Here is a 12,809-nt window from a genome sequence, read left to right as displayed (position 1 = left end):
CGGTGGCGTGGGAGCGGTCACCCCGAGGGCCCGTTTTTAGGCAAAACCTTGGACATCACAACCCTTGGCGTAATTTCGGTCGACCGAAAACCGGGCTTCCGGCTCAGCTCGAAGACCTGAGCCGGGCTCGCTATCCGACGAGGCAGTACCCGTCCTCGCACGCGTCACCCTGCGGGACCGACAGCGGTTCACGCTGCTCGACCTCGCGCAGCGCACCGACCAGCGCCTCGACCGGCTGCGCGCCGGACACGGCGTACTTGTCCTCGAACAGGAACAGCGGCACCCCGGTGATGCCCAGCTGCCGGGCCCGGTCGATCTCCGCCTTGACCTCCTCAGTGCCCTCGCCGGTGTCGGCCACCCCGACCTCGTCGGCGATCTTCGCCAGCACGGCGGCGTCACCGACGTCGAGCCCGTCGGTGAAGTGGGCGCGGAACAGCCGGTCGGCCATGCCGGGGGCCTTGCCCTCACGCTGCGCCAGCCAGATCAGCCGGTGGGCCTCCAGCGTGTTGGCGCCGATCGCGTGGTCGTACTGGAGATCGAGCCCGTCCTCGGCCGCCACGCCGACCACACGGGAGATCATCTGGAGGGACTGCTTCCCGAACCGCTGCTCCAGGTAGACCGTGAGCGGCGTGCCGTCGCTGACGGCGTCCGGGGAGAGCTGGAACGGCCGGTAGGCCACCTGCACGGGCTTGCCGTAGGCGCGGACCGCCGCGTTGAAGCGGGTGTGCCCGATGTAACACCACGGGCAGATGACGTCGGAAAAGATCTCAACCTTCACATCGGCTGCAACCGATGCCGGGTATGGCCGATTCCCGGTTATCTCGCCAGATCGTGCAGGCGCCCGGTGAGCTGCTCGTCGTGCCCGTCGACCAGGGCTGACACCGCCCGCCACCAGGCGAACCATTCGGCGCTGCGCCACATCCAGTCGAGCCGCTCGACCGCCGCGACGACATCGCCCACGGTCTGCCACGCGGGCCCGGTCTCGTCGGTGGAGGCGCCGTGCCGGATCGTCCACTCGCGCAGCACGTGGCCGGTCTTCGGGTCGATCTCCTTCTCGTACGGGCTGGGCGACTCCCCCGGCAGCGGGTGAGGCCCCAGACCGGCGGCCACGCCCCACGACCACTGGGCCTCGGCCGGACGCGCGTAACGCAGGGAGTTGAAGTCGAGGTTGGTGCCGAGTTCGTCGTCGAGCCGGCGCACCACCACGGCGTCGAGCCGGCCCCCGGCGTCGAACGCCACGACCAGCTTGGCCCCCGCCCGCGCACCCGGGGGAACCGGAACGCGGTCTTCGGCCTGCCAGGAGTTGAGGTCGGCGGTCCCGACGGGCGCACCCCAGAGGGTGTCGGCGACGTCGTCGGAGATCCACCCGGCCAGCGTCTCAAGAACGGTCAGGTCACCCCACGGCTCGATCGGCCGGGCCTTGACCAGTGCTTCTTCGGGAGCGGGCAGCTTTCCGTCGCGACTGACGGTCCACCAACCGCCGCCGAGCTCATCGGTCCCGACGAGGAGCGCGGCGACGGCCGCCAGTTCGGCTGAGCGCCGAGTCAGTGGGGCGAGACGGACCAGATCCGCGATGCGGCGGGTGCGTTCACGCCCCAGCACGGCCTGCGCCTCCCGCAGGAGGGTGCCCGCCGTTGGACGGTCCTCTCCCAGCAGGTCGGTGGTCAGCCTTCGTGCCTCGGCCCGAGCGTCCTCCGCGTGCGACTCCCGCATGCGGACAACGTACGCCCAAAGATCGCCCGATCGCTACCGTTTCTTCGCACGTCCGAGAAGCCACCCGATGACGGCACTTCCCAGGGCGATCCCGGCACCCATCCCGAAAGCGGCCAGAAGAGGCCAGGCCCGCGGACCTTCCCGACGCGCTTTCACCGGCGCCTCGGGCCGCGTGAACACGGCGGGCGCGGAGGCGGGGTGCACCACGGGAACGGCGACGGGCCCCTCACCCTGCACGAGCGTCAGCGCGGGCACCGCCAGGATGTCGTTCTCGACGGCGGCGAAGAACTCCCCCGCCATCTTCTTGGCCACCGAGGTGAGCATCCGCTGCCCGACCCCACCGACCATCCCACCCACGACGGCGTCGGCGTCGTAGTCGATCCGGGTCCCCCCGGACTCCTCCGTGAGCCTCACCTGGACGGTCACGTCGACCGTCCCCGGCGCGCCCTGCCCCCGCCCCTTGAGCACGAACGAGTCGGGCACCTTCGGCTCGGTCAGCGCGACCTGCCCCTGGTAGACCCCCTTGATGGACGCCACACCCGCCGAGATGGTCATGGTGTAGACGTCGTCTCCGACCGCCTCCAGGCGCTGACAGCCGGGAATCGTGCGCACCAGCACGGCGGGATCCTGCAGTGCGTCCCAGACCTTCGACCGCTCCGCCCCGATAAGGGCACTGCCGACGACCTTCACGGCCAACCTCCCTCGGTTGCCGAGCACACTAGGGAATCCCGGCGATCGGCGAGTACGGCAACATCTGCCGCCCAGGAGCGCGAAGACCGTACAGATGTCCACGAACCACCAGCGACGACGATCACAGCGTAAACGGCCGGGGGTCCGCTCAGGCGGGCGGCGTGACCACGGGGGGTGTGACCTCGTAACCGAGAGTCCGCAGCCAGGTGGCCGCACCTTCCCCGTCACGCCGGATCGCGGCACCCAGCTGTTCCCATTCATACTCGGCCCGGCTGGCCTCGATCGCGGCCAGCCAGCCCTCGCGACCTTCACAGATTCCCTCGGTGACCAGGAAAGAGATCACGTCTTCGAGGGTCGGCCGGAATCGGCGCCCACCGACCGGAAAATGTAATTTCTCCAGCCCGGGATTGACCAGGCGGGGGCGCCAGAATTCCTCGGCGTCCGATTTGCCATAAATGTGTAGATGAGCGTCGGCATATCCCCGCTCTTTGTCCCGCTCATAGTCCCAGTGGCACAACCGGAGCCCGCCCTCATCGGCCGCGTTGATCGCGATCGCACTCGTCGTCATGCGCAGACGGCCGCTGGACGCATCGAGGAACATGTTGTAGGCGAGTTTCATGAAGGCCCGCCGCCACCTCGACGCACCCACCGGGAACTCCCCGCTGACCAGCGAGTTCTTGGTGACCCCGAAGCCGATGCGCACCTCGGCGCTCGGGGTTGAGGTGACGGCGACACCCAGCTTGACGTTGTCGCAGATCGTCGTGTTGAGCAGACGTTCGAGCCGGTCGGCGAAGGCACGGCCGGCGATCCCGGCCTGCTTGAACTCAGCCTTGACTGAAGAGAAACCAGACTTGCTTGGCCTCGAATGAGGAGAACCGGTGCTGCCGGGCCTGCTCTGCGAGCTGCTCATAGGTGAGACCCACCGAGTCGAGCGCTCGCTGCTTGGCCTCCGCGAACTCCTCGTCGGTCAGGATGACATAGCCCGGGTCGTCGTCGCCCAGCTCGTCGTCGGCGGGAGTCCTCGGGGGAGGAGTCACTTGTGCGTGCATGACCATGACGGCCTCCTTCGCGATCTTCCAAGGAACGGTCCAGGCTTTCGTGTACGAGTATGCCCCTGCGGATTCGTATCTCGACAGGGCGGGACGCGACAAATCTTAAAGGCCGTTATTCCCACAAGAATCCGCTATCCACAGCCCGCTGGAGTTCCAATGCGGAGCCATAACGCCATATGTCCGTCGAACCGTGCGGAAATATATCGACACAAAATCTCCCCGCCACGAAATCCTCACCCGAGAGCCACCAAAGCGCGAGCTCCCACCAGCGGACCCATCCCCGCAAGACCAGCAGCACCCACCATCTGTGTGGCCAGGCCGACCACACCCCGCCGCCCCACCCCGAATCGCCGATTTCAGGTGCCCGGCGAACCGCGCCCAGCTGAACCGCCCACTCCCAACGCACGCCGATTCCCGACGCACGCCGATTCCCGACGCACGCTGAACCATTGGGATCCCGACACCCACCCATGCCTGACACCGAGCCTGCGTCCCGGCACGCCGAACCCACTCGGTTCCTGGCCCCCACCCACGCTTGACCCCGAGCCCGCCCCACGGCGCACACCTAGCTGCCGCTCCCGCCCCCAATCGCCGATTTCAGGTGCCTGCCCACCCTGCGGGCCGAAGCTAAGATGGCGCCCCATGCGCCGGGCCCTTGCGATCACCCTTTCGGCCCTTGTGCTGGGCGCCTGCTCGGCACCCGAAGCCGCTCCCCCGCCCCAAGCGGCCCCCACCCAACCCGCTGCATCACCGTCTCCGGTTCCTTCTCCCTCGCCTACGCCCAGCGGACTACCTCGTCCCGGCGAGGTCACCCGGATGAAGCAGGGCGACCTCCCCGTCATCAGCAGCATTCCGACCAAGCGCAAGGTCGTCTTCCTCACCATCGACGACGGCTGGGAGCAGGATCCCGGGTTCGCCCGGATCGTCCGGGAGCGGCGGATTCCCATCACCGTCTTCGTGACCCGGGACGCCGTCGAGGCCGAGAGGCTGCCCGACTCCGAGCCGGGTTACAAGTTCGTCGGCGCCGGAGGCTGGCCCTACTTCAAGGGTCTGGGTGTGGACATCGAGAACCACACCCTCACCCACCCCGACATGCGCACCCTCGGGCCGGCCGCGCAGAAGGCGGAGATCTGCGGCGCCTCGAAGGCGATCACCGCGAACGTCGGCAGGGCGCCGGAGTTGTTCCGGCCGCCGTTCGGGTCGTGGAACGCCGCGACCCTGGCCGCCGCGGAGGAGTGCGGCATGCGGGCCGTCGTCCTGTGGACGGCGTCCGTCCAGCGGGACTCGAAGATCGCTTACCAGAACCCGGAGAAGAAGCTCTACCCGGGCGACATCCTGCTCCTGCACTTCCGGCCGCCCCTGGAGAAGGACTTCACCCGGCTGGTGAAGAAGATCGAGAGGCGCGGCTTCTCCTTCGGTGACCTCGGCGCCTACCTGGACGAACTCCTCCCCGCCACGGGCGACCCCGCGTCGCCGACCAGGTGAAGCATCGCTCTCACAGAGAGGTGTCGCGCCAGATCGTCGGGTGGCCGGCCACGCGGAGCCGTAACGGAGAAAACGGCTTTTGAGACGGCGCCGCACTTCTCAGCGGCGGGATGAGAGTCGGGGGCGGACCGGTCCCCCTCCCGGGGTACCCCCGAATCAACCTGGCGGTGGACGCCCCCGCCACCCCCCGTGCGCCAGATTGTGTGGCGTAGGAAATCCCGTGCGGACAGGGCGTGCGTCCCTGTCGGCCGGGACACTCGGGGCGGCATTCTCGTAGACGCAACGGGGGTTGTGAACACCGGGATCCGGGGGTTGGGAGAGCTCCGGATCCCGGTCTTCCACGTCATGTGACGAAGATCGCAGTACTCACGGGGCTTCGAGCTCTACAACCCGTAGTACTACTAGAAGTAGAACTACACCCTGTAGAGCTCAGGCATCCCGAGGGGGGACCATGGAGGCTTTGGACCTGGCGCGGTGGCAGTTCGGCGTGACCACCGTCTATCACTTTCTCTTCGTACCGCTGACGATCGGGCTCGGGGTGTTCGTCGCCGGCCTGCAGACCGCGTGGTACCGGACGGGCAAAGAGCACTACCTCACACTGACGAAGTTCTTCGGCAAACTGTTTCTGATCAACTTCGCGATGGGTGTGGTCACCGGCATCGTGCAGGAGTTCCAGTTCGGGATGAACTGGAGCGAATACTCGATCTTCGTGGGTGACGTCTTCGGGGCGCCGCTGGCCATGGAGGCGCTGCTGGCGTTCTTCCTGGAGTCGACGTTCCTGGGGCTGTGGATCTTCGGGTGGGACAAACTCCCGAAGAGGATCCACCTGGCCACCATCTGGGCGGCGGTCATCGGGTCGAACCTGTCGGCCTATTTCATCCTGGCCGCCAACGCCTGGATGAAGCACCCCGTCGGCTACGAGGTCGTCGACGGCAAGGCGCGGATGACCGACCTGTGGGCCGTGCTGACCAACTCGACCGCGCTCGCGCAGGTCCCCCACGTCGTGGCCGGGTCGTTCGTGGTGGCCGGAGGGTTCATCCTGGCCGTGGCCGGTTACCGGATCCTCAAGGAGCGCGGCGCCGACGTCGACGTCACCGTCCCGATGCGCAGGACCACGGACATGTGGCGGTCCGCGCTGCGGGGCGCGCTGGTCATGACGGCCGTCGCGGGGGCGATCGTCGCGGCCACGGGCGACCTGTCGGGGCAGCTCCTCCACGAGCAGCAGCCGATGAAGCTGGCCGCCGCCGAGGGGCTGCGGCAGGACACCGCCGGGGCGCCGTTCTCGCCGGTGCCGGGCGTCGAGGTCCCCCACCTGCTGAGCCTGCTGTCGGCGCACGACCCCAACGCGGTCGTCCAGGGCATCGACGACATCAACGCGCGCCTGGCCGCGCAGTTCGGCCCCGGCGACTACACGCCGAACCTGCCGGTCGTCTACCTGTCGTTCCGCGTGATGATCGTGTTCGGCATGGCCACGGTCGGGCTGGCCTTCCTCGGGCTGTTCCTGACCCGTGGACGCGGCCGCAGGGCGCGGCCGGTGCCGAGCTGGTTCGCGCGGCTCTGCGTGCTGGCGCTGCCGCTGCCGATCGCGGCGATCATCTCCGGCTGGCTGCTGAGCGAGATCGGGCGCCAGCCCTGGACCGTCCAGGGTGAGCTGCTCACCGCGGCGAGCGTGTCGCCGGGCGTCAGCCTGGCGGAGGTGGCGATCTCGCTGGCGCTGTTCACCGTGGTCTACGGGGTGCTGGCGGTGGCCGAGGTCATCCTGCTGGTCCGCCACATCAAGGCGGGGCCCGACGAGCCGGTGCCCGCCGTCGTCTCCGGCGACGCCGAGCGCCGCGTCCCGACCGCTCTGATGTACTGAGGTGCGCTGACATGACCACGTTCTGGTTCATCGTGATCGCCTTCCTCTGGACGGGCTACTTCGTCCTGGAGGGCTTCGACTTCGGGGTCGGCGCGCTGATGCCGATCCTCGCCCGCGGCGAGGCCGAGCGCCGCCAGGTGATCCGCACCATCGGGCCCGTCTGGGACGGCAACGAGGTGTGGCTGATCACCGCGATCGGCGCCATGTTCGCCGCGTTCCCCGCCTGGTACGCCGGGTTCCTCAGCGGCTACTACCTGGCCGCCGTGATGGTGGTGCTCGCGCTGATCGTGCGCGGGGTGGGCCTCGAATGGCGCGGCAAGGTGCGCGCCAAGGAGGTGCCGCTGGTCGACGCCGCCATCGTGACCGGGAGCGTGCTGCCGGCCTTCCTGTGGGGGGCGATCTTCGGCAACGTGCTCTTCCACTCGGCGTTCGCCACCGTCATGGGCGGGCTGCTCTCGCTCGGGCTCGCGCTCGTGCATGGCGCCGTGTTCGTCGCGCTCAAGACCAGGGGTCCCGTACGGTCCCGCGCCCGCGAGACCGCCTGGGTGCTGGGCGTGATCCTCGTCCCGGTCGTCGCGTTCGCCCTGTGGCGGATGGGCGCCTGGCCCGCCTACGGGGCGATGGCGGCCTACGCCGCCGGGGTCGCGCTCGTGTGGGCGGGCAGGGAGGCCTGGGCCTTCGTCTGCTCCGCCGTCACGATCGTGCTCACCACCGTCGCGCTCTTCCTCGCGCTATACCCGTCGCCGCTGCCCGGCCTCACGGTCGAGTCGGCCGCGTCGGCACCGTACACGCTCACGGTCCTCACGTGGATCGGCCTGCTCGCCCTCCCGGGGGTCATCGCCTACCAGGCGTGGACCTACTGGGTGTTCCGCAGGCGGCTGACCGCTCCGGAGGTCCTGCTGGAGTCGCGCAGCGCGTAGAGGTCGGACGGGGAGATCGGCATCCTGTCGATGAGGATCTTCTCGGCGTCCTCGACCGCGCCCGCGATCACCGCGGAGACCGGGATGACCCCGGCCTCGCCGGCGCCCTTGATGCCCAGGGGGTTGAGCGGGGACGGGGTCTCCAAATGGTCGGTCTCGATGCGCGGGACCTCGGTGACGTAGGGCATCAGGAAGTCCATGAACGAGGCGTTCAGCAGCTGGCCGTGCTCGTCGTAGACCATCTTCTCGTAGAGCGCCCCGCCGACACCCTGGGCGACGCCACCGTGGATCTGCCCCTCGACCAGCATCGGGTTGATCATCTTGCCGCAGTCGTGGACGACGGCGTACCGGAGAATCTTGATCTCGGCCGTGTCGGGGTCGGTCTCGACGATGGCGGCGTGCATGCCCGACGCGAACGTCGAGCGCACCGGCGAGTAGTAGTCCTTGCCCTCCAGGCCCGGCTCCTGGCCCTCGGCGACCGGGGGTTTCTCCATCGAGCCCGAGGTGGCGAACTGGGTGGCGCGCTTGGCCTCCTCGTCGAAGGCGTAGCGCAGCGGGTTCGACAGCACGGCGACGGTGGCCAGCGGGATCGAGGCGCTCGGGGCGCCCACGACGTGCACCATGCCGTCGGTGATCTCCAGGTCCGCCGGGTCGGCCTCCAGTGCGTCGGCGGCGATCCGCAGCGCCTTCTCCTTGACCTTCCGGCACGCCAGCGCGATCGCGTTGCCGCTCATCACGGCGGCGCGGGAGGCGAACGTGCCGACGGCGTAGCCGAACCGCCGGGTGTCGCCGGTGACGACGGAGACCTTCTCGATCGGGACGCCGAGCTCGGTGGCGGCGATCTGGGCGAACACCGTCTCGTGGCCCTGCCCCTGTGAGGTGAGCCCGGTGGAGACGTGGACCCGCCCGTCGGAGGTCACCTGCACGTGGCCGCCCTCATAGGGGCCGACGCCGGTGCCCTCGACGTAACAGCCGACCCCGATGCCCAGGCGACGGCCTTCTTCGGCAGCCTTCGACTGCATCAACGGGAACTCGTCCCAGCCGATCAGTTCCTTCAGTTTGCGCAGCGATTCGGGGTAGTCACCGCTGTCGTAGATCAGCGGGCGGCCGTCCTGGAAGATCATCTGCTGGTCGTAGGGGAACTCGTCCGGCTGGATGAAGTTGGCGGCCCGCACATCCGTGCGGTCCTTGCCGAGGTACTGGGCGATCTTGTCCATCGTGCGCTCCATGCAGAAGACGCCCTGGGGACGCCCGGCGCCCCGGTAGGGGGTGACCTGCACGGTGTTGGTGTAGACGGAGAAGAACTCGACCCGGTAGGAGCCGATCTTGTAAGGACCGAGCAGCTGCGTCGAGGTGATGATCGGCACGATGATGCCGTAGGGCGTGTAGGCGCCGTGGTCGTGCAGGATCTCGACGTCGAGCCCGAGGACGCGGCCCTCGTCGTCGAACCCGACCTTGACGTGCTGGACCTGGGCCCGTTCGTGGGCCGAGGAGATGAAGTGCTCCCGCCGGTCTTCGGTCCACTTGACCTCGCGGTTCAGCAGGATGGCCGCCCACGGCACGAGGATCTCCTCGGGCCACGGGTGCACGATCTTCACCCCGAACCCGCCGCCGACGTCGGGCGCGATGACCTCGACCTTCGGCAGGGGCAGCCCGAGCTTGGCCGCGATGGCCATCCGGACGCTGGTGGACGTCTGGGTGGAGCTGTAGACGCGCAGCGATCTGTCGTCGGCGTCCCAGCGGGCGTACACCCCCTTGCCCTCCATCGGCATGCAGGCCGACCGCTCGATGTCGAGCCGGAACTCCAGCGTGTGGGGCGCCGAGGCGATCACGTCGCGCGGCGCGCGGCCGTCCTTGTGGGCGACCTCCTGCACCAGGTGGGCGCCGATGTTGCCGGGCACGTCGTCGTGCACCAGGTTGGGCCCGCTGACCGCGGTCTCCAGCCCGACGACCGGCTTGAGGAAGTCGTAGGAGACCTGGATGCGCTCGCAGACGTCCTCGGCGATGTAACGGTCGGTCGCGACGACCATGACGATCGGCTCACCGACATGCCTCACCACATCACGAGCCAGGCAGTAGGCGGTGCGGCCGTGGGTGAGCGCCGGGTGGGGGATCAGCAGCGGCAGCGGCTCGCGCACGCCCGCGGGGAGGTCCTCCCAGGTGTAGATCGCGACCAGGCCCTCGACATCGATCGCGTCGTCGACGTCGATGCCGGTGATGAGCGCGTGGGCATGGGGCGACCGGACGAAAGCGACGGCCAGCGCGCCCGCGCCGAGGTCGTCGAGGTAGCGGCCGTTGCCGGAGATCAGCCGGGCGTCCTCCCTGCGGCGGACCGGCTCGCCGAACAGCTTCGTGGTCACGGGCCCTCCTCGGCCAGCAGTTCGGCGGCGCGGTGCACCGATTTCACGATGTTCTGGTAGCCCGTGCAGCGGCACAGGTTCCCCGACACCGCCTCGATCGCCTCGTCGTCGGTGGGCGCCGGGTTGTCGCGCAGGAAGGCGGTCACCGTGGTCAGGAACCCGGGCGTGCAGAACCCGCACTGGAGCCCGTGGCACTCGGCGAACCCGCGCTGCACCGCCGACAGCTCGCCGTCGGTGGCCAGCCCCTCGACGGTCGTGACCTCCTGCCCCGCGACCGACACCGCGAAGGTCAGGCACGCCCGCACCGGCCGCGCGTCGAGCAGCACCGTGCAGGCCCCGCACACGCCGTGCTCACAGCCGACGTGGGTGCCGGTCAGCCCGAGGTCGTGCCGGAGGAAGTCGCTGAGCAGCCGCCGCGCGGGCACCGTCGCATGACGCGGCACCCCGTTGACGATCAGTGAGACCTCATGCATCGGAAGCCGCCTTCAACGCTCGCTCGGTCAGCACCCCGGTGAGATGCCGCCGATAGTCAGCTGTGGCGTGGATGTCGGCCTCCGGCTCGATCTGCTCCTGGACGAGTTCCGCCGCCCTCTTCCAGTCACCCCCGGCCTCGGTGACGTCCACGACCACCGGCACCGCCCCCACACTGAGACACGCGACCCTGGCGTGGTCAGGGGCGACCAGCGCCGCGACCCCCGCCATGGCGTAGTCGCCGTGCCTGCGGGCCACCTCCACGATCGCGCTCCCACCCCGGGTCGACGGAAAGAACACCGAAAGGGCCAGTTCCCCCGTACGCAACGACGACTCCATCGGCCCGGTGAAGAACTCCCCGGCCGGAATGTCGCGTTCGCCCTCGGGCCCGCGTACCCGGACGGAGCCTTCCAGCAGCGCCAGCACGGCCGGCATCTCGGCCGCCGGATCGGCGTGGACGATGCTCCCGACCGTCGTCCCCCGGTTCCGCACCGCCGGATGCGCGACCAGCCGCAGCGCCTTCCGGACGAGAGGCTGCGCGGCGTGCGCCGTCTCGCTGGCCTCGACGTCGGCGTGCCGGGCCATCGCCCCGACCCGCACTCCCCCGGCCTCGGCCGTGATCTCGGCCAGCCCGGCGACGTGGTTGATGTCGATCAGGTGACCGGGCGCGGCGAGCCGCATGTTCATGAGCGGGATCAGGCTCTGGCCCCCGGCCAGCACCTTCCCGTCGGCTCCCGCCGCGGCGAGGGCCTCGACGGCCTCGGCCACCGTGGCGGGAGCGTGGTAGACGAAAGAAGGAGGCTTCACGAAACCGTTCTACTCCCAGAAAGGGCTCGCAGGAGGTGGTACCCGCCCAGGACGACGACGGTGCCCAGGGCGATGCCGCCGAGGTCGAAGCCCTCGACGATCTGCATGTTGACCGGGCCGATCGCCAGGATGATGCCCGCGCCGATCGGGACCATGTTGACCGGATCGGCGAAGTCGATCCGGTTCTCGATCCAGATCTTGGCGCCCAGGAGGCCGATCATGCCGTACAGGATGACGGTGACGCCACCGAGCACGCCGCCGGGGATCGCGTAGACCAGCGCGCCGAACTTGGGCACCAGGCCCAGCAGGATCGCAATGACGGCGGCGATGTAGTAGGCGAGTGTCGAGTACACCCTGGTGGCGGCCATGACGCCGATGTTCTCTGCGTAGGTGGTGGTGGGTGAGCCGCCGACGGCCGAGGTGATCACGGTGGCGACGCCGTCGCCGATGATGGCCTTGCCCATGACGGGATCGGTGTCGGTGCCGGTCATCTCGCCGACGGCCTTGACGTGCCCGATGTTCTCGGCGATGAGAGCGATGACCGCCGGGAGCACCACGATGATGGCCGAGAGCTTGAAGTCGGGGGCGTGGAAGTTGGGCAGGCCGAACCAGGCGGCCGAGTCGACCCCGTCGAAGTTGACCCGGAAGTGGCTGGTGACCTGGCCCCCGCCGGTGGGGGCGGTGATCTGGCCGAAGACGAGGTCGGCCAGCCAGGAGAGGACGAACCCGGCGACCAGGCCGATCAGGATGCCGAGCCGGCCGATGAAGCCCTTGAACAGGGCGATGATCACGAAGGTGACGAGCATCGTGATGAGGGCGATCCACTGGTCCTGCGGCCAGTAGATGTCGGCGACGACGTAGGCGAGGCCGAAGCCGATGAGCATGACGACCGCGCCGGTGACGACCGGCGGGAAGATGCGGTTGATGACTCCTATTCCGAGGAAGTGGATGATCACGCCGCACAGCGCGAGCACGACGCCCGCCACCAGGATGGCGCCCGTGATCTGGGCCGGTCCGCCGCCGTCGGCGGTGATGGCGGCGGCGCCGCCCACGAACGAGGCCGACGTGCCGAGATAGCTGGGGATCTTCCCGTTCACGATGAGCAGGAAGATGATCGTGGCGACACCGCTCATCATCACGGCGACGTTGGGGTCGAGCCCCATCACCACGGGGAACACGAACGTGGCGCCGAACATCGCGATGACGTGCTGGGCGCCGAAACCGACCATGCGCGGCCACGACAGCCGCTCATCCGGTTTGACGACCTCGCCGGGGGCGAGGCTGCCCTTTTCTCCGTGTACCTTCCACCCGAAAGCCATGTAAGCCCCTCTACTACGGGCCGACACCTGGTGGCCACCCCGCGGGCATCCCAGCGCGGCAAATCTTTCACCAGCCCTTCTACCTGGGCTGTTGCGGGCACATTAGGCCCGTGATCGCCGTGGCACACGGGCAG

Annotated in this window: 12 protein-coding genes; 3 read left to right on the top strand and 9 right to left on the bottom strand. The window is 68.9% G+C overall.

Translation table 11 applies throughout. The annotated features are described in order from the left end of the window. Window positions 1–130 precede the first annotated feature (130 nt). From ACYQ78_RS27815 to ACYQ78_RS27795, 5 genes are all read right to left on the bottom strand, one after another. On the bottom strand, window positions 131–778 hold the full coding sequence (locus tag ACYQ78_RS27815; RefSeq protein WP_459803882.1) for a DsbA family oxidoreductase: 648 nt from the start codon (window positions 776–778) through the stop codon (window positions 131–133). A gap of 38 nt (window positions 779–816) precedes the next feature. Further along, complete coding sequence (locus ACYQ78_RS27810; protein WP_459803881.1) at window positions 817–1,713, bottom strand: hypothetical protein; 897 nt, start codon at window positions 1,711–1,713, stop codon at window positions 817–819. Window positions 1,714–1,746: 33 nt separating this feature from the next. After that, window positions 1,747–2,403 carry an SRPBCC family protein gene (locus tag ACYQ78_RS27805; RefSeq protein ID WP_459803880.1) on the bottom strand — a complete coding sequence of 219 codons (657 nt, stop codon included), beginning with the start codon at window positions 2,401–2,403 and terminating at the stop codon, window positions 1,747–1,749. A gap of 148 nt (window positions 2,404–2,551) precedes the next feature. Further along, complete coding sequence (locus tag ACYQ78_RS27800; protein WP_459803879.1) at window positions 2,552–3,313, bottom strand: hypothetical protein; 762 nt, start codon at window positions 3,311–3,313, stop codon at window positions 2,552–2,554. After that, window positions 3,228–3,452: a hypothetical protein gene (locus ACYQ78_RS27795; protein ID WP_459803878.1), complete on the bottom strand. Its 225-nt coding sequence runs from the start codon at window positions 3,450–3,452 to the stop codon at window positions 3,228–3,230. The genes ACYQ78_RS27800 and ACYQ78_RS27795 overlap by 86 nt, the downstream gene beginning before the upstream one ends. Before the next feature lie 819 nt (window positions 3,453–4,271). Between ACYQ78_RS27795 and ACYQ78_RS27790 the strand changes: the two genes are divergently transcribed. The 3 genes from ACYQ78_RS27790 (at window position 4,272) to cydB (ending at window position 7,718) form a co-directional block, all read left to right on the top strand. Further along, entirely contained in the window at window positions 4,272–4,940 is a 669-nt protein-coding gene (locus ACYQ78_RS27790) for a polysaccharide deacetylase family protein (protein WP_459803877.1), read from the top strand. A gap of 451 nt (window positions 4,941–5,391) precedes the next feature. Beyond that, complete coding sequence (locus ACYQ78_RS27785) at window positions 5,392–6,798, top strand: cytochrome ubiquinol oxidase subunit I (RefSeq protein ID WP_459803876.1); 1,407 nt, start codon at window positions 5,392–5,394, stop codon at window positions 6,796–6,798. An 11-nt stretch (window positions 6,799–6,809) separates the two neighbouring features. Beyond that, window positions 6,810–7,718: a cytochrome d ubiquinol oxidase subunit II gene (gene cydB, locus ACYQ78_RS27780; protein ID WP_459803875.1), complete on the top strand. Its 909-nt coding sequence runs from the start codon at window positions 6,810–6,812 to the stop codon at window positions 7,716–7,718. Here cydB and cutA read toward each other — a convergent pair. The 4 genes from cutA to ACYQ78_RS27760 are packed head-to-tail and all read right to left on the bottom strand — an operon-like array spanning window position 7,655 to window position 12,675. Continuing rightward, complete coding sequence (gene cutA, locus ACYQ78_RS27775) at window positions 7,655–10,078, bottom strand: aerobic carbon-monoxide dehydrogenase large subunit (RefSeq protein WP_459803874.1); 2,424 nt, start codon at window positions 10,076–10,078, stop codon at window positions 7,655–7,657. The two genes, cydB and cutA, sit on opposite strands and share 64 nt — an antisense overlap. After that, complete coding sequence (locus tag ACYQ78_RS27770; RefSeq protein WP_459803873.1) at window positions 10,075–10,551, bottom strand: (2Fe-2S)-binding protein; 477 nt, start codon at window positions 10,549–10,551, stop codon at window positions 10,075–10,077. The genes cutA and ACYQ78_RS27770 overlap by 4 nt, the downstream gene beginning before the upstream one ends. Next, window positions 10,544–11,356 carry an FAD binding domain-containing protein gene (locus ACYQ78_RS27765; protein ID WP_459803872.1) on the bottom strand — a complete coding sequence of 271 codons (813 nt, stop codon included), beginning with the start codon at window positions 11,354–11,356 and terminating at the stop codon, window positions 10,544–10,546. Before ACYQ78_RS27765 ends, ACYQ78_RS27770 begins: the two co-directional genes overlap by 8 nt. Then, complete coding sequence (locus ACYQ78_RS27760) at window positions 11,353–12,675, bottom strand: uracil-xanthine permease family protein (protein WP_459803871.1); 1,323 nt, start codon at window positions 12,673–12,675, stop codon at window positions 11,353–11,355. The genes ACYQ78_RS27765 and ACYQ78_RS27760 overlap by 4 nt, the downstream gene beginning before the upstream one ends. Window positions 12,676–12,809 lie beyond the last annotated feature (134 nt).

The organism is Herbidospora sp. RD11066 (assembly GCF_054661255.1).
This window is presented reverse-complemented; position numbering and strand designations above follow the sequence as displayed.